At 67.5% G+C, this 16581-nt stretch carries 20 protein-coding genes; 14 read left to right on the plus strand and 6 right to left on the minus strand.

Features of this window, described 5'->3' with window-relative positions; genetic code table 11:
• Positions 1 to 9: 9 nt before the first annotated feature.
• Entirely contained in the window at positions 10 to 648 is a 639-nt protein-coding gene (locus Q2100_RS00180) for a TetR/AcrR family transcriptional regulator (protein ID WP_302912419.1), read from the minus strand.
• A gap of 189 nt (positions 649 to 837) precedes the next feature.
• Between Q2100_RS00180 and Q2100_RS00185 the strand changes: the two genes are divergently transcribed.
• The 5 genes from Q2100_RS00185 to Q2100_RS00205 all read left to right on the plus strand — a co-directional run bounded on the left by Q2100_RS00185 (position 838) and on the right by Q2100_RS00205 (position 5660).
• Positions 838 to 1368, plus strand: coding sequence for a nuclear transport factor 2-like protein (locus tag Q2100_RS00185; protein WP_302912329.1), 531 nt, complete (start codon positions 838 to 840; stop codon positions 1366 to 1368).
• Between the two features lie 4 nt (positions 1369 to 1372).
• On the plus strand, positions 1373 to 2608 hold the full coding sequence (locus tag Q2100_RS00190) for a cytochrome P450 (RefSeq protein ID WP_302912330.1): 1236 nt from the start codon (positions 1373 to 1375) through the stop codon (positions 2606 to 2608).
• Positions 2608 to 3444 (plus strand): mycofactocin-coupled SDR family oxidoreductase, encoded by an 837-nt coding sequence (locus Q2100_RS00195; RefSeq protein WP_302912331.1) that lies wholly within the window; start codon positions 2608 to 2610, stop codon positions 3442 to 3444. Before Q2100_RS00190 ends, Q2100_RS00195 begins: the two co-directional genes overlap by 1 nt.
• On the plus strand, positions 3444 to 4193 hold the full coding sequence (locus Q2100_RS00200; RefSeq protein ID WP_302912332.1) for an SDR family NAD(P)-dependent oxidoreductase: 750 nt from the start codon (positions 3444 to 3446) through the stop codon (positions 4191 to 4193). The genes Q2100_RS00195 and Q2100_RS00200 overlap by 1 nt, the downstream gene beginning before the upstream one ends.
• Positions 4194 to 4376: 183 nt before the next feature.
• Complete coding sequence (locus Q2100_RS00205; protein WP_302912333.1) at positions 4377 to 5660, plus strand: hypothetical protein; 1284 nt, start codon at positions 4377 to 4379, stop codon at positions 5658 to 5660.
• On the opposite strand, the gene Q2100_RS00210 is transcribed toward Q2100_RS00205, so the two are convergent.
• Genes Q2100_RS00210 through Q2100_RS00220 form a run of 3 tightly spaced genes read right to left on the minus strand, consistent with a single transcriptional unit; the run spans position 5602 to position 7408 of the window.
• Positions 5602 to 6207, minus strand: a complete 606-nt coding sequence (locus Q2100_RS00210; RefSeq protein WP_302912334.1) for a hypothetical protein — start codon at positions 6205 to 6207, stop codon at positions 5602 to 5604. The two genes, Q2100_RS00205 and Q2100_RS00210, sit on opposite strands and share 59 nt — an antisense overlap.
• On the minus strand, positions 6204 to 6773 hold the full coding sequence (locus Q2100_RS00215; RefSeq protein ID WP_302912335.1) for a hypothetical protein: 570 nt from the start codon (positions 6771 to 6773) through the stop codon (positions 6204 to 6206). Before Q2100_RS00215 ends, Q2100_RS00210 begins: the two co-directional genes overlap by 4 nt.
• Complete coding sequence (locus tag Q2100_RS00220; protein WP_302912336.1) at positions 6770 to 7408, minus strand: hypothetical protein; 639 nt, start codon at positions 7406 to 7408, stop codon at positions 6770 to 6772. Before Q2100_RS00220 ends, Q2100_RS00215 begins: the two co-directional genes overlap by 4 nt.
• Positions 7409 to 7562: 154 nt before the next feature.
• On the opposite strand from Q2100_RS00220, the gene Q2100_RS00225 reads away from it, so the two are divergent.
• A complete protein-coding gene (locus tag Q2100_RS00225) occupies positions 7563 to 8150 on the plus strand; it encodes a TetR/AcrR family transcriptional regulator (protein WP_302912337.1) in 588 nt (195 codons plus the stop codon).
• 54 nt (positions 8151 to 8204) lie between these two features.
• Here Q2100_RS00225 and hisN read toward each other — a convergent pair whose 3' ends face one another.
• The gene (hisN, locus tag Q2100_RS00230) at positions 8205 to 8993 is read right to left on the minus strand and encodes a histidinol-phosphatase (protein WP_302912338.1); all 789 of its coding nucleotides are present in this window, start codon (positions 8991 to 8993) and stop codon (positions 8205 to 8207) included.
• A 23-nt stretch (positions 8994 to 9016) separates the two neighbouring features.
• Here hisN and Q2100_RS00235 point away from each other — a divergent pair, with 23 nt between their 5' ends.
• Positions 9017 to 9370, plus strand: coding sequence for a hypothetical protein (locus Q2100_RS00235; protein WP_302912339.1), 354 nt, complete (start codon positions 9017 to 9019; stop codon positions 9368 to 9370).
• A gap of 4 nt (positions 9371 to 9374) precedes the next feature.
• On the opposite strand, the gene Q2100_RS00240 is transcribed toward Q2100_RS00235, so the two are convergent.
• Positions 9375 to 10745, minus strand: coding sequence for an FAD-dependent oxidoreductase (locus Q2100_RS00240; RefSeq protein WP_302912340.1), 1371 nt, complete (start codon positions 10743 to 10745; stop codon positions 9375 to 9377).
• A 196-nt stretch (positions 10746 to 10941) separates the two neighbouring features.
• On the opposite strand from Q2100_RS00240, the gene prfB reads away from it, so the two are divergent.
• Genes prfB through Q2100_RS00275 form a run of 7 tightly spaced genes read left to right on the plus strand, consistent with a single transcriptional unit; the run spans position 10942 to position 16529 of the window.
• On the plus strand, positions 10942 to 12057 hold the full coding sequence (prfB, locus tag Q2100_RS00245; protein WP_302912341.1) for a peptide chain release factor 2: 1116 nt from the start codon (positions 10942 to 10944) through the stop codon (positions 12055 to 12057).
• Positions 12047 to 13027 carry a mechanosensitive ion channel family protein gene (locus Q2100_RS00250; RefSeq protein ID WP_269895780.1) on the plus strand — a complete coding sequence of 327 codons (981 nt, stop codon included), beginning with the start codon at positions 12047 to 12049 and terminating at the stop codon, positions 13025 to 13027. The genes prfB and Q2100_RS00250 overlap by 11 nt, the downstream gene beginning before the upstream one ends.
• A gap of 26 nt (positions 13028 to 13053) precedes the next feature.
• Positions 13054 to 13551: an Rv3103c family proline-rich protein gene (locus Q2100_RS00255; protein ID WP_302912420.1), complete on the plus strand. Its 498-nt coding sequence runs from the start codon at positions 13054 to 13056 to the stop codon at positions 13549 to 13551.
• Between the two features lie 40 nt (positions 13552 to 13591).
• A complete protein-coding gene (gene ftsE, locus Q2100_RS00260; RefSeq protein WP_264012268.1) occupies positions 13592 to 14281 on the plus strand; it encodes a cell division ATP-binding protein FtsE in 690 nt (229 codons plus the stop codon).
• Positions 14282 to 15178: a permease-like cell division protein FtsX gene (gene ftsX / locus Q2100_RS00265; protein WP_264012202.1), complete on the plus strand. Its 897-nt coding sequence runs from the start codon at positions 14282 to 14284 to the stop codon at positions 15176 to 15178.
• A 2-nt stretch (positions 15179 to 15180) separates the two neighbouring features.
• Positions 15181 to 15675, plus strand: a complete 495-nt coding sequence (gene smpB / locus Q2100_RS00270; protein ID WP_302912342.1) for an SsrA-binding protein SmpB — start codon at positions 15181 to 15183, stop codon at positions 15673 to 15675.
• A gap of 29 nt (positions 15676 to 15704) precedes the next feature.
• Entirely contained in the window at positions 15705 to 16529 is an 825-nt protein-coding gene (locus Q2100_RS00275; protein WP_456094130.1) for an EamA family transporter, read from the plus strand.
• Positions 16530 to 16581 lie beyond the last annotated feature (52 nt).

Raw genomic sequence — 16581 nt, forward strand, 5'->3', positions numbered from 1 at the left:
GGGGGCTGCTCACGAAGTCCGACGGCTGCGGGGCTTCCTGACCGGAGCCGCCTTGGGCGTGATGTTGGCCATCACCAGTCGCAGGAATGGTCCGTAGAGGTCCTCGCCGTCGAGGTGCCCGCTGATGGTGACTCCCTCGTTGCTCGCCAACAGGATGCGCGCCAGTGTGCGAGCCGGGATGTCGAGGGTGCCGCCCAATTGCTCGACATGGACGGTGATGTATTCGGCCAGAGAGGAGATCGTCTCCTCACGCTGGGCCATGAGCCGTTCGCGGGCGTCGGGATTGCGCAGCAGGAACAACGAGAACTCGAGGCCCAGAGCGGCACCGTCGGGTCCGGCGATGGTCAGCTCGCGCCAGCGTTCGGCGAGTTTCTCGATGTCGAGAGTGTCGAGGCCCTCGAACGACGAGAGAACGTCGGCGAAGCTGGTGAGCAGGCGGAGGCGGTGGCGCTCGATGACGGCGAGGAAGAGTTCTTCCTTGGCGCCGAAGTGCGAGTAGATGGCGCCTCTGGTGTAGCCGGCGACTTCGGCGATGTCCTCGAGTGCGGCTCCTCCGAATCCCTGTTTCGCGAAGACTTGCTCTGCCGCGTCGAGCAGCAGACTGCGCGTGTGTTCGAGGCGCCTCTGCCGTGTCCATCGTTCCACCACGGGCTTATCTTCCCAGGTTGCGGTTGCCATCGGGCAGTCCGCCGCCGAAGATCCCATATACATTATTGTATATGAGATACGGAAACGTATACGCTGCTGATCGGAGCTGCGCAGGCGTCTCGAACGCATCTTGCGTCCCGGAGCGTTCGTGTCCGGCTGAGTCATCGTCAGACCACACAAGGAGCCGTCATGAAGCTGGAAGACCGGATCGCCAAGCACCGCCGGATGGCCGAGAGCTATCGCGACAAGTATGTGTTCCAGAAAGTGCAGGAGGGCGAGACCTACGACGAGTGGGAGTTCGCCGACGACGCGGTGTACACCTCGCCGTACTTCGCGGCCGGTCAGGAACTGGTGCTCAAAGACGTGGCCACACACTGGGATATGGCGGCAACCGTTGAATCCAGGGCCTATGGCGTCACATTCCCGGACTGGAAGCCCGTCGATTTCAAGGTCTGGCCCGCCGAGAACGGGTTTGTGCAGCGCTTCCGGTGGGAGGGGACGAATGTCAACACCGGCGCCAAGATGGGTTTCTACTCCATCAGCTTCGTCGAGACGAACGATGATGCGCAGATCGTGCACTGGTCGACCTACGTCAACGACGAGGAGTACGGGCCCTTCCTCGAGGCGGCGATTGGAGCGCGCGGGCCATTCCGCGGCGAGGACTACATGCGGGCTCTGTCGGAACATTTCGAGAAGCACGGCTTGAGTTGGGAGCTCTGAGTTCATGACGACGAGTGCGGTCGGCGAGCTGTACTACGACCCGTGGAACATCGAGCTGAATGCCGACCCGTATCCGATGTTGGGCCGGCTCCGCGAGGAAGCGCCGCTCTACTACAACGCCGAACACGACTTCTTCGCGCTCAGCCGCTTCGATGACGTGAACCGCGGGCTCGTCGACCATCTGACCTTCAGTTCGGCACGGGGCGCCGTCCTGGAGATCATCAAATCGGGGATGGAGATCCCGCCCGGTCTGCTGGTCTTCGAAGATCCGCCCATCCACGACATCCACCGCAACCTCTTGTCGCGAGCCTTCACGCCTCGCAAGATCAACGCTCTGGAACCGAAGATCCGCGAGTTCACGCAGAGGTGCCTCGACCTGGTGAGCGCATCGAGCGGATTCGACTTCGTCAAGCAACTCGGTGCGGTGATGCCCATGCGTGTGGTCGGGATGCTGTTCGGGATCCCCGAGGACTATCAGCGGCTCGTCCAGGAGGACGGCGACCGCCACGTCCGGGTCGACCGTGGCGGCTCGATGACCGACAATCCCGATGGCGCACTGTCCGACGGCCAAGTTTTCGCCGACTTCATCGACTGGCGCACCGACCACCCATCCGACGACCTCACCACCGAATTGCTCAAAGCGGAATTCGAAGACGAGACGGGAACCAGGCGCCGCCTGCACCGCGACGAGTTGTTGATATTCATGAATCTGGTCGCGGTCGCCGGTGCGGAAACCACGACGCGATTGATCGGATGGTCGGGAAAGCTGCTCTCCGAGCACCCCGACCAACGGCGGCAACTCGCAGGCGACCGGGCGCTGCTTCCCGGCGCTGTCGAGGAGATCCTGCGCTACGAGCCTCCAGCGTTACAGGCCGCACGATACGTCAGACGCGACGTCGAGTATCACGGCCGGACCATTCCGGAAGGGTCGGCCATGCTGATGCTGATTGGCGCCGCCAACCGCGACCCGCGCCGTTTCGGCGCTGATGCAGGGGTATTCGACATCACCCGACCCATCCGCCAACACCTCACCTTCGGCGTCGGCGCACATTACTGCCTGGGCAACGCGCTGGCCCGCATCGAGGGCCGCATTGCCCTCGACGAGATCCTCAACCGCTTCCCCGACTGGGAAGTCGACCTCGACCATGCCGTCCTCTCGCCGTCCTCGACGGTACGCGGCTGGGACAGTATGCCGGCCCGCATCACACGGGACCCGATCGATCAAGGAGCGAACAACTGATGGCAGGTCGTGTCGAGGGCAAGGTCGCCTTCATCACCGGAGCGGCACGGGGGCAGGGGAGGAGTCATGCGCTCAAATTGGCCGAGGAGGGCGCCGACATCATTGCGATCGACATTTGCAAGAACGCCGATCACTGTCAGCTCGAATTGGCCTCGCCTGGAGACCTTCTCGCGACGAAGGAACTGGTCGAGGCGTTGGGGCGTCGCATCATCATCGAAGAAGCCGATGTCCGCGACTACGACGCGCTCAAGAGTGTCGTCGACCGCGGGGTCGCTGAATTGGGCAGGCTGGACATCATCTTGGCCAACGCGGGGATCGGCAACGGCGGCCAGACGATCGAGAATCTGGAAGAGCCGGTCTGGCAGACGATGATGGACATCAATCTCACGGGCGTCTGGAAGACGGTCAAGGCCGGGATTCCTCACATGATCGCCGGGGGGCGCGGCGGGTCCATCATCCTGACAAGTTCGGTTGCCGGGCTCAAGGCTTATCCCCAGATGGGGCAGTACGTGGCCGCAAAACACGGAGTGGTGGGACTGATGCGCTCCTGCGCAGTCGAGTTGGGTCAGCACATGATCCGGGTCAACAGCGTCCACCCCACCCACGTCGACACCCCGCTGGTGATGAACCAGCAGACCTTCGACCTGTTCCGCCCGGACCTGGAGAATCCGGGACCGGATGACATTGCTCCCATCTGCCAGTTGTTCCACACGATGCCCAAACCGTGGGTGGAGGCAAAGGACATCACCAATGCCGTGATGTTCTTCGCTTCCGACGACTCGCGCTACGTCACCGGCGTGGCCATGCCCATCGACCTCGGAAGCTGCCTGAAGTAGTGCGTGCGAACCGAGTCGCCGTGGTGACCGGTGGAGCCTCCGGGATGGGCGAAGAGACCTGCTACGAGTTGGCCCGCCGTGGCCACAGCGTCGCCGTGCTCGACCTCAACGGGCAGCAAGCCGATCGGGTGTCGGTCAGGATCATCGATGAGGGCGGCTCCGCTGTCGGGATCGGAGTCGACGTCACCCACCGACCGGCCGTCGAGTCGGCGTTCGAACGGGTCCGCCAGGCACTCGGTCCGGTGGCGGTCCTCGTCACCAGCGCCGGCAAGGTGGCCTTCGCCAAGTTCGAGGACATCACGGCCGATGCGTGGCGGGACATGCTGGACGTGAACCTCACCGGCACCTTTCACTGCTGCCAGGTCGCACTACCCGACATGGTCGCCGCGCGTTGGGGCCGCATCGTGATGATCTCCTCGTCGAGCGCGCAACGGGGCTCGCCGTACATGGCGCACTACGCCGTCTCCAAGGGTGCAGTGATCACGTTGACGAAGTCGTTGGCCGCCGAATACGCGCGAAAAGGAATCACGGTGAACAACATTCCACCGTCGAGCATCGACACGCCGATGGCCCGCCGATCCCAGTCAGAAGGGACGTTGTATTCACCCGAGGAACTGGCCAAACGTATCCCGATGGGACACATGGGCACCAGTGCGGACATCGCCGCCGCCGTCTGCTTTCTCTGCTCTGACGAAGCGGGGTTCATCACCGGCCAGGTGCTCGGCGTGAACGGCGGGGCGGTGATGTGATGGCGGCGGTCCCACACCGGGAGCGTCACCCGGTGCGGAACCGGCATACCCGAGGCATTCGGCCGATCCCCCGACCTTCGCCGATTCAACCCGTACCGCGATTTATCGACGGCGCTCATCATGATGCGCCGTCATCACCGCCGAGGCAAGGCCCGGCACCGCCTGAGTCGGTACGCTGGCGTCATGAGAACTGCGGGGGGTTTTCTGCGCGACGCTGTCAGCGTGGTGGTCGACGCGCTCCGATTGCTCGGTCGGAACTGGCCGGTGCTCGTCTCGATTGCGCTGGCGGGCGTCGCCTTTCGCGGTGCAGCGCTCTGGGCGGCGGTCGCGGTCAGCGATCGGGTCAACTGGCTGGGACACGGGCTGGTCGTCTTCGCTCCACTCGGCTTCCTCGTCGCGATGATCGCCATGCTGCACGTGCTGCGCCACGACCTGCCGAACTCCGAACGGGTACTGGCAAGCGCGGCGCCGGCCGACGCCACGACGGGACGCGAACGTCGATTGGTCGACGTCGCAACATCGATGGTGGTGCCGTTCTTCGCGGTGTACGTGGCGTACGGATTGCTCAGCCAGGACGTCGCGTACTTCACGAACCAGGCAGGCGTGGAGGAACTCGGCCAGACCGATTTCTATCGGACGGGCGCAGGAGCGGACTTCAGCCGCGTCTTCCTCAACGACTGGTGGCTCGTGGCCGGTCTCGTCGTCGCCGCCTGGGTACTGCGCTTCCTGCTCGGCAGCTTCGAGAAGCGCTGGCGATTCCTGGGATTGGCGATCATGGGTGCACTGGTCGAGGTGTACTGGTCGGCCAACGTCGCGGGCTACATCGAGGGGGAGAAGGCCGCGGCGCAGGAGTGGCTGCACAACCGGGTGGCTGTCGCGCAACTGGCTGAATTGTCCGACCGTGTCGTCGAGGGTCTCGGACCACTGGGGCATCCGCTGACGACGACCACCACCTGGCTGGGAGATGTGCTCGACTCGTTCGACGCGGTGGTGATCGTGCCGCTCGCCTGGCTCGCAGTCGGTGCCGTCGTGCTGGGTCACAAGCTGGCCCCACCGCCGGAATTCGAGCACCCGTGGCTCTCGCGAGCCAAGCGTGTGCCGCCGCCGATCGTGCAGGCCGTCGGAGGGCTCACCGACGACGTCGCATCCCGGTTCGCTGCGCTGTTCCACGGCCTGCGCATGATGGCAAGGGCCGGCCTGGTGCCGATGCTGGTCTTCGGCCTGGCGACCATGCTCGCGATGCGCGCTCCGTATCTCATCAGTGCCGGTTGGCGGATCGTGGTCGGGCCCGTCGACAGCGACACCTATGTGCTGTGGGCGCCGATCGAAGGAGCGATCGAGAACGCCGCGATGTTGGTCCTGATGGCCGTGCTGCTCGCCGCGGCTGTCGACCGGGTGCTCGGCGCGGTCAGTTCACCCGCACCACAAGATGATCCGGCTCTTCCCACCACATCAGGACTTCGGTGATCCTCGCCGAGCGCGGCACCAGCACGACCGGCCGGGTGGTCCAGCCCGGTGGTCTGTCCTCACCCGGTGTGGCGGCCCGCGGTCGTCCCGGCGTGAGCGCGGGTCGCGGTCCGACACGCTGTCCGGGGAGGCACGGCCAGTCGTCCTGACCGAGGGATTCGGCGGTGGATCGGTATTCGTAGCGGTTGCCGTCCTCGTCGCGCAGCGCCAGGAGGCAGCCGTACAGCACCTGATCGGGCGCGGCCTCGAAGTGCAGAGTGACCTGCCACGCGGTGAGATCCGGCGGCAGGCCGGCGTCCGCGGGATCGGCGGCCGGTTCGGCGGCGGTGAGTTTGACTCGGAGAGTCCGGGTTCCGCGGCCCGCGGAGTCGTCGAATGAGTCGGTCCAGGTGACCCACTCACCGGGCACCGCGGTCGCGGCCGCGTGCCGCAGGTCGTTCTCCCACCAATAGTCCTGTACGCGTTGTGCGTTCGCACCCACGGCGAGAACCGCGGCGGCGGGCAGCGCAAGCAGGCCCCATCGGTTCCTCCTGAGCCAACCGGTCACGACGCGACGATCCCGGGCTCTGTGATCTCGATCGTCTCGTCGGTGTGCCACAGTTCTGCCGCTTCGTCGCGGTCGATGCCGAGGTCGACCTGCGCCACGTCGTCGCGCCTGTCGTCCTTGGTGTTTCGCGCCCACGTGAGCATCGCTCCCGCCAGCGCGTCCTCCGGGATCTCGAACGGAATCCGCACCCGCCACCGCACCCCTGTCGGCGCGGGGACCCAGGCGTAACCCGACCGGGGGTCGGCGGAGAACGTGCGGCCGCGGGCGTCGTGCAACCACACGCCCGGGGTGGCGAGCGGGCGCCCCCGGGCGACCACCGTCGCATCCACCACCAACCATCTGCCCGGACTTCCCAGGCGGCGGGAACCGTTGTCCACCCGCCTGGCGATGTGGACGGCATCGACCGTGATGTCGGCGTAGGCCAGCCGGACCCGGTCACCGACGCCGCCGGAATGCTCGAACGGGCGGGTGTCGGTGACCGCAGGCACCACGGTGTCGATCGCGCGCCCGAGTGCGAGTGCCGCCACGACCGCGACGCCGACACCGATTCGCGCCGTGCGACTCACGCCGGTTCCGTCGTGCCGTCGACCACCGGCAGCGTCACCGTCGCGGCCTCGTCGGGGTCCTCCCACTCGAGCACGTCCGGCGAGACGGACCCACCGCGCAGGGTCAACTCGGCCAGTCCGAGCGGCAAGCGGTCCGGCACCGCTCCGCCGAACTCCCACACGATCGCCAGACGGTAGGTCAACCCGGGACTGAGCACGTTGACCACGGTGTCGGTGTCGGCGTCATACAGCGTCGCGGTGCGCGGGGCCAACCGGTCGTCGAGCACCACGACGTTGCGGTCCCGAAACGACTCCGCCCGGGAAAGTGGAAGCAGCAGAAGACTGCGGACCGATCGCCCACTGAGGTTGCGCGCGTCGAGCAACACGACCATCAGGTGGTGCCCGGCGGTCAGAGGCCGGACGACGCCGGCGATCTCGTCGACGGCGACCGCCCGCTTCCATGTCAGGGCGAACGGCTGCACGGTCACCTCGCTGCCCGGCTTCGCGGCGTCTACCCGCTCGGCGAGCGGGACGTGATCCAGGCCGCCGAAGAGACCGGACACACCCAGCAGTGCAGCGGCGACCGGCCCGCCGATCCGCGTCGCCGGACTGCCCCGAAACCACCCCGCAACGGCTTCGGAGCGTCTGTGCGTCATGGTCGATCGCCACATCCAGGCTCAGCCTCCCGGTAAAATGAACCATGTTCATATTGCCGTCGCCCACCTGGTCCCGTCAACACGGACGGGATCGCACGCTTGACCGTCCGCGACCGGGTGGGTGAAAATCCCCCGATCTCGAGGAGGGGTCGACGTGCAGACTCGATGGGGCGACCGGACGGCGCGGCGGAGCGACATCGTTCGCGCAGGCCTCATGCTGCTCGAGGAGCAGGGCCTCGAGGCGCTACAGATGCGGGAAGTGGCCCGGCGCGCGGGAATTGCGCTCGGGACCGTCTACACGTACTTCCCCACCAAGGAGTCGCTGTACTCGGCGATGTACACGCACCGGTTGACCGGTTTCCTCTCCGACGTCCGCGCGGAGCTCGACGCGACGAACGACTTCGAGACGACCTTCGTCGCCGTCGCGTCGCGTTACCGCGACATGTACGTCGAGTTCGGTCGCGACCTGGACATCCTCTCGCTGACCCGCGAAGAATCACCCGTCGACGAGGAACTCCTGACCGCGGCCGGCGACGTGTGGGCGGCGCTGCGTGACGTCGTCGAGGCCGCAGGCGCACTCGACCCCGATCTGTCCCTGGCGGCGCTGTGGTCGACGATCACCGGGCTGGCCAACCAGTTCACCACCGTCCGGCACGAACTGCACCGGTTCACCTGGGACGAGACCGTGCGCTACACCGCCCGCCTGATGGCCCGAGGCCTGGCCGACGAACGCCGAGTGTGAATCCACGGCGAGAATCCGGCCCGAAAGTCGCCGAGGTTTCACACTCGGCGACCGTCAGTCGCGCAGTGCCGCCAGCACCGCGCCGTGCAGCAGGCCGTTGGTGGCCACGGCGCTTCCCGCGTGTGGTCCCGCGGTGCCGTCGAGACCGGTGAACGCTCCGCCCGCCTCACGCACGAGGATGTCGAGCGCGGCCAGGTCCCACAGCGAGACCTCGGGTTCGGCCGCGATGTCGACGGCGCCCTCGGCGAGCAGGCAGTACGAGAAGAAGTCGCCGTAGCCGCGCACCCGCCACACAGCGTCGGTCAGGCCGATGAACCGGTCGCGCAGACCGAGATCGGCCCAGCCGGACAGGCTGGAGAACGACAGGCTGGCGGCCGCCACGTCACCGACCGACGACACCGACAACCGGCGCGCCGGTCCGCCCGCCACCGACAGGTGGGCGCCCGCGCCCGCCGCCGCCCACCACCGGCGCTGCAGCGCCGGTGCGCTCACCACGCCGACGACGGGCACACCGTCGTGCAACAGGGAGATCAGCGTGGCCCACACCGGTACGCCGCGGACGAAGTTCTTGGTGCCGTCGATGGGGTCGATCACCCACTGCCGTCCGGTGAAGACCGCCGAACCGCCGAACTCCTCGCCCAGCACCGCGTCGCCCGCCCGCTGGGCGGACAGCGTGTCGCGCAGCGCCGCCTCCACGGAGCGGTCGGCGTCGGTCACCGGGGTCAGGTCGGGTTTGGTGTCGACGTGCAGGTCCATCGCGCCGAAGCGCTCCACGGTCACCGCGTCGGCCTGGTCGGCGAGCCGCAGAGCCAGCGTCAGATCGTCAGGAGGAGCCGCGGTCATGGCAGCAGTCCTACCATGGCCGGGTGTGGGAATTCGGAATCCTGTTGCTCATGGTCGGTGCGCTCGCGTTGTTGATCGGGCCGATGATCATGCGGCGGCGCGGGATGAAGGGTGAACTGGCTCAGGGCACGCTGCTGGTGACGGGCGTCAGCCCGCGCCCGGACGCGACGGGCGAGCAGTTCGTCACGATCACCGGCGTGATCAACGGGCCCACGGTCAACGAGCACGTCGTCTACCAGCGGATGGCGGTCGATGTGGAGCAGTGGCCGACGATGGGTCAACTCATCCCGGTGGTGTACTCGACGAAGAACCCGGACAAGTGGGGCTTCGGGTCGGACGAGGCGCCGCCACCGCCCCCGCCGCAGACCTACTCCTGAACGCTCAGCCGTGGCCGATGCGCAACAGATCGGCCACGCTGGTGAGCTTCCTGCGCGGCCGGCCCGCCGACTCGCCCGTCGTGCGCTCGTGTTCGTCGATCAGTCGCCAGTGGTCGTCGGTGACCAGCTTCGGCTGCCGCGACAGCAGCCACTCGACCAGCTCCTCGGAGTGGTCGGCGTCGAAGTCGGCGAGCTGCGCACCGGACAGGTCGGCGAGCAGCGTGTCGACGGTCGCCTGTGAGTCCTTCTTGTTGCTGCCGATGACGCCCGACGGCCCCCGCTTGATCCAGCCGACGACGTACTCGTTGCGCCTGCCGTCGACGCGGCCGTCGGTGTGCGGGATGGTGCCGGTCTTCTCGTCGAACGGCAGGCCCGGGGTGGCCACCCCGCGGTAACCCACCGCCCGCACCACCAGCTGGGCGGGCAGTTCCTCGCGTTCACCGGTGTCCCTGGCCACGATGCGGCCGTTCTCCTCGACCAGCTCGTTGCGTCCGAGCACGATCGACTCGACGTGCTCGTCGCCCTTGATCTCGATCGGGGAGGTGCCGAACCGGAACACGATGCGACGCTTGGCGCCGGCAGGCTCGCGGTCGGCGTAGCCGCGCAACACCTTGATGTTCTGTTTGACGGTCTTGCCCGCGGCTTCGAGGTCCTCGTCGGTGATGCCGGCGAAATCGGCCGGGTCGACGATCACGTCGACGTCGCCGAGACCCTCGAGCGCACCGAGCTCGCGCAGTTCCAGCGTGGTGAACGTGGCCTGCAGCGGCCCGCGCCTGCCGATGACGACGACCTCCTCGACACCGCGGGCGTGCAGCGACTCCAGCGCGTGGTCGGCGATGTCGGTGTTGGCGAGCACGTCGGGGTCGGTGACCAGGATGCGGGCCACGTCGAGGGCGACGTTGCCGTTGCCCACGACGATCGCGCGTCCCGTCGACAGGTCCGGGCCCATCTGCTCGAAGTACGGGTGGGCGTTGTACCAGCCGACGAAGTCCACCGCGGCGACGCTTCCCGGGATGTCCTCACCGGGAATGCCGAGCGACCGGTCGGACTGGGCGCCGACGGCGTAGACCACGGCGTCGTAGCGCTCGGTCAGCTCGTCGGCCTGCACGTGCTCACCGACGGCGATGTTGCCGAAGAACCGGAACCGCGGATCGCCGGAGGTCTTGTCGAACTGGGCGCTGATCGACTTGATCTTCGGGTGATCCGGCGCGACGCCGGACCGCACCAGTCCCCACGGTGTCGGGAGCATCTCGAGCATGTCGACCCGCACATCGGGGGCGTCGTCGAGATCAGCGGCTTTGAGCAGTGACGCGGCGGCGAAGTAACCGGATGGACCGGAGCCGACGATCGCCACGTGATAGGGGCGCTTCTGCATGGGCAGCCTTCTGTCGCTTGCCCGGTCACCCGCGAGGGGCTGTCACGGCGCGGCCGGGCTGGTAACCGCCATCGATGCTAGCCGGGTGACCCGCCGCGTCGCGGGAAGTCGCGGAGAACCGGTGCGGCGGGCGGCGGGGCGGTCCCCGGCGGGCGGCAGGCGGGAATCCGCCCGCTGACCGGTACCCTCGACTTTCGTGGATCCCGACCGTCAAGCCGACCTCGCCGCCCTCGACACCACGCTGACCACGGTGGAGCGGGTGCTCGACATCGACGGTCTGCGTGCCCGGATCGACAAGCTCGAGAACGAGGCGTCGGACCCGACCCTGTGGGACGACCAGGCCCATGCCCAGCATGTGACCAGCGAGCTGTCGCACGCCCAGAACGAACTGCGCCGGGTCGAGGAACTCCGCCAGCGCCTCGACGACCTGCCGATCCTCTACGAACTCGCTTCCGAGGAAGAAGGGGCGAGCGGTTCGGAGGCCGCGGTCGAAGCCGATGTCGAGCGCGCCAAGCTGCGCGAGGACATCGCGGCGATGGAGGTCCGCACGCTGCTGTCCGGCGAGTACGACGAACGTGAGGCCCTGGTGACCATCAGGTCCGGCGCGGGCGGCGTCGACGCCGCCGACTGGGCCGAGATGCTGATGCGGATGTACATCCGCTGGGCCGAACAGCACTCCTACGGCGTCGAGGTGTTCGACACCTCCTACGCCGAGGAGGCCGGCATCAAGAGCGCCACCTTCGCCGTGCACGCGCCGTTCGCGTACGGGACGCTGTCGGTCGAACAGGGCACCCACCGGCTGGTGCGGATCAGCCCGTTCGACAACCAGGGCCGCCGTCAGACGTCCTTCGCCGAGGTCGAGGTGCTGCCCGTCACCGAGACCACCGACCACATCGACATCCCCGAAGGCGACGTGCGCGTCGACGTCTACCGCTCCAGCGGTCCCGGCGGGCAGTCGGTGAACACGACGGACTCGGCCGTCCGGCTCACCCACATCCCGACCGGAATCGTCGTCACCTGCCAGAATGAGAAATCGCAGCTGCAGAACAAGATTTCGGCGATGCGCGTGCTCCAGGCGAAACTGCTGGAACGCAAACGCCGCGAAGAACGTGCTGAGATGGACGCGCTGAAGGGCGACGGCGGAAGTTCGTGGGGCAACCAGATGCGCTCCTACGTGCTGCACCCGTACCAGATGGTGAAGGATCTGCGCACCGACTTCGAGGTCGGCAATCCGGCCACCGTGCTCGACGGCGACATCGACGGGTTCCTGGAGGCGGGAATCCGCTGGCGCAACAGGAAAGATGACGATTAACTCGCTACTCGCAGTATCGACGTCAGAACGCTGGTCCGGCTTCTGGCAGGGCGATATCGGTCGGTGGATCCTCACCAACGGCATCCACATCGCGCTGCTGCTGATAGCAGGACTGCTGGCCGCGCGCTTCATCAACTGGGTCGCTCAGCGCATCAGCCGCCGCATCGACGCCGAGTATCAGGAGAGCGACCAGCTGGTGCGCTCGGAGAGCGCCAAACACCGCCAGGCCGTCGCCTCGGTGATCTCGTGGGTTTCCATCGCGATCCTGTTCGTGGTGGTCGCTGTCGAGATCACCGATGCGCTGGCGATCCCGGTCGGGTCCCTGGTCGCCCCCGCGGCGGTGCTCGGCGCCGCGCTGGGTTTCGGCGCCCAGCGGATAGTCCAGGATCTGCTGGCCGGCTTCTTCATCATCACCGAGAAGCAGTACGGCTTCGGTGACCTCGTCGCCCTGACGGTCGCCGGTATCGCGATGCCCGCCGAGGGCACCGTCGAGGACGTCACGCTGCGCGTCACCAAGATGCGGTCCGCCGAGGGCGAGATGCTCACCATCCCCAACGGTCAGATCGTCAAGACGGTGAACCTGTCCAAGGACTGGGCACGCGCGGTGATCGACGTGCCGGTGCCTGCGGCGGCCGATCTGAACAAGGTCAACGACCTACTGCACGAGGTGGCGCAGAAGGCGATGGAGGACGAGGGTCTGCGCCAGTTGGTGCTCGACGCACCGCAGCTGATGGGCGTGGAGAGCATCGAACTCGACACGGTGAACCTGCGGATGGTGGCCCGCACACTGCCGGGCAAGCAGTTCGAGGTCGGCAGGCGGCTCCGGGTCCTGGTGATCGCCGCGCTACGACGCGCGGGTGTCGTGACTCCGGGTGACGGCGGCGCGACCCCGACCGTCGGCGCGATCGTGCACCCCGCCACGGCAGGTGGTGCCGAAGAGAGCCAGGGCCCCGCGGAGCAGAAGAAGTGAAGCCGGCCGAATTCTTCCGCGCGGTGCTGCGTCCCCGCGCGGCCGCGCGGAAGGTCGGTCAGGGCTGGCCGGGATACCTCTTCGGCGGCCGGGTGCGCACCTCGACAGCGGCGTTGCTGCTGGCGTTCTTCGCGCTGACCTGGGTGCAGCAGAGCTTCGAGCCGGAGCCGGCGCCACCTCCCGCCGCCGTCGTGCCCCCGGGCTTCGTCCCCGATCCGGAGTACACCTGGGTGCCGCGCACCCAGGTGCAGGAGCCGACCACCCCGCGCCGCACCACCACCACGACCACCACCACGCCGACGACGCCCACCGAGACGACGACCACCGATCCGAGCGCCACCACCACGACGCCCACCTCGCCGAGCTCCACGACGCCGCAGACCACGGTCGTCGACCCCGACGGCCCGGGCCCGCTGCCGCCGCAGACGCAGACGGTGCAGTCGTTCCCGCCCCTCACGCCGACGGTGACCGCACCGTTGGACGGGCCGGGACCGGTGCCGACGACGCCCGCGCCGCCGCGGTAGCCCGGCCGGGTCTGCCGCACCGCTACACTGGCGTGCCGTGATGATCACCCTCGACCGTGTGAGCAAGCAGTACAAGTCCTCGGCCCGTCCGGCGCTGGACAATGTCTCTCTCAAGATCGACAAGGGTGAGTTCGTCTTCCTGATCGGGCCATCGGGTTCGGGCAAGTCGACGTTCATGCGGCTGCTGCTCGCCGAGGAGTCACCGTCGACCGGCGACATCCGGGTGTCGAAGTTCCATGTGAACAAGCTGCCCGGTCGCCACATCCCCGGGCTGCGGCAGGTGCTCGGCTGCGTCTTCCAGGACTTCCGGCTGCTGCAGCAGAAGACGGTGTTCGAGAACGTCGCATTCGCGCTCGAGGTCATCGGCAAGCGGGGCGACGTCATCAACCGTGTCGTGCCCGATGTGCTCGAGATGGTCGGGTTGTCGGGCAAGGCGAACCGGCTTCCCAACGAACTCTCCGGTGGTGAGCAGCAGCGGGTGGCGATCGCCCGCGCGTTCGTGAACCGGCCGCTGGTGCTGCTCGCCGACGAGCCCACCGGAAACCTCGACCCGGACACCAGCAAGGACATCATGGACCTGCTCGAGCGGATCAACCGCACGGGCACGACGGTGCTGATGGCCACCCACGACCACCACATCGTCGACTCGATGCGCCAGCGCGTCATCGAACTCGAACTCGGCCGCCTGATTCGCGACGAACAGCGCGGCGTCTACGGAATGGACCGCTAAGTGCGCTTCGGCTTCCTCATCAACGAGGTCCTCACCGGCCTTCGTCGCAACGTCACCATGACGGTGGCGATGATCCTCACCACGGCGATCTCGATCGGCCTGTTCGGCGGCGGCCTGCTGGTGATCCGGCTGGCCGACCAGTCCCGGGAGATCTACCTCGACCGGGTGGAGAGCCAGGTCTTCCTGACGCCGGAGGTGTCGGCGGGTGATCCCAGTTGCGACGCCGACCCGTGCCGGGCGCTGCGGGCGAAGATCGAGGAGCGCGACGACGTCGCGTCGGTGCGCTTCCTCAACCGCGACCAGGCCTACGACGACGCGATCAAGAAGTTCCCGCAGTACAAGGAGGTCGCCGGGCGGGACGCGTTCCCCGCGTCGTTCGTCGTCAAGCTGACCAACCCGGAGGAGCATCAGGGCTTCGACGAGTCCATGGTGGGCCAGGCCGGCGTGCTCAACGTGCTCAACCAGAAGGATCTGATCGACCGGCTCTTCGCCGTCCTCGACGGCATCAGCAACGCCGCGTTCGCGATCGCGCTGGTGCAGGCCGTCGGCGCGGTGCTGTTGATCGCGAACATGGTTCAGGTCGCCGCCTATACGCGGCGCACCGAGATCGGCATCATGCGACTGGTCGGCGCCACCCGCTGGTACACGCAGCTGCCCTTCCTCGTGGAGGCCATGCTCGCCGCGTTCATCGGCGTGGTGCTCGCGATCGTCGGGCTCATCCTGGTGCGCGCGCTGTTCCTCGAGGACGCGCTCGACCAGTTCTATCAGGCGAATCTCATCGCGAAGGTCGACTTCAAGGACGTCGTCTACTACTGCGCGCCGTGGATGCTCGGCCTCGGTCTGACCATGTCGGGCATCACCGCCTACATCACGCTGCGCCTGTACGTGCGGAGGTAGCGATGGCGAAGAAGGCCGACCTGGCCGCGAAGAGCAACAACAAGGTGGTCGCCACGAATCGGCGTGCGCGGCACAACTACTCGATCCTGGAGACCTACGAGGCCGGCGTCGCCCTGATGGGCACCGAGGTCAAGAGCCTGCGCGACGGCACGGCATCTCTGGCCGACGCGTTCGCCACCGTGGACGACGGCGAGATCTGGCTGCGCAATCTGCACATCCCGGAGTATCACCACGGCAGCTGGACCAACCACACGCCGCGGCGCAACCGCAAGCTGCTGTTGCACCGCAGCCAGATCGACACCTTGATCGGCAAGATCCGTGACGGCAACCTCACGCTGGTGCCGCTGTCGCTGTACTTCACCGACGGCAAGGTCAAGGTGGAGTTGGCGCTGGCACGCGGCAAGCAGGCGCACGACAAGCGGCAGGACATCGCCAAGCGCGACGCCGCCCGCGAGGTCGTGCGCGAACTGGGCCGGCGGGCCAAGGGCATGTCCTGACCGGGCCGCTCGAGGGTCCGTCTTTCGCACTGGCATCGGGTCTGGCCTACGGGGTCAGCGACTTCGTCGGCGGCATCGCCTCGCGCAAGGTCGCGGCGCTGCGGGTGGTCCTGGTGTCCTATCCCGTCGCGATGGTGCTGCTGGCGGTGCTCGCACTCGTGGTGGGCGGTGACATCTCCCGCGGCGCGGTGGTCTGGGGCGCGCTCTGCGGGGTGTCGCAGGCATTCGGGGTGTGGTGGTTCTACGCCGCGCTCGGGTCGGGTCCCATCTCGGTGGTCTCCCCGCTGACGGCGGTCATCGTCGCGGGTGTGCCGGTCGGTGTCGGCCTGGCGCTGGGGGAGCGGCCCGGTGCCGTCGCGACCGCGGGTGTCGCGCTCGCACTGGTGGCCGTGGTGCTGGTGAGCAGGCAGTCGGCTTCCCCCGACGCGGCGGCGCTGCCGTTCACCCCGAAGGTCGCGTGGCTGACGCTCGGCTCCGGCGTCGCGTTCGGCCTGAACTTCGTCCTGATCGACCAGGCGCCCGCCGAAGCGGGACTGTGGCCATTGGTGTTCGCGCGGGTCACCGCGACGGTGCTGGTGCTGGTGATCGCGGTGGTGAGCAGGAACCTGCGGGCCCCGACGGGCACTCCGCTGCGGCTGGCGTTGCTGGCGGGTGTGCTCGACACCGGGGCCAACGTGGCGATGCTGCTGGCGTTGCAGGCCTCGCTGCTGTCACTGGCCGGGGTGCTGATGTCGCTGTATCCGGCGGCGACGATGGTGCTGGCCATCGTGGTGCTGCGGGAACGCGTCACCCGCTGGCAGGTGGTCGGCATGGTGGCGGCGCTGGCCGCGGTCGCGATGATCGCCGGCGGCTGAGAAATCCTGCGGTCGCCTTTCCGGTAGCTGCGTTGTGGAACGCCGTAACGCC

Origin of the sequence: Mycolicibacterium arseniciresistens (assembly GCF_030519285.1) — a bacterium.
Lineage (GTDB): Bacteria > Actinomycetota > Actinomycetes > Mycobacteriales > Mycobacteriaceae > Mycobacterium > Mycobacterium arseniciresistens.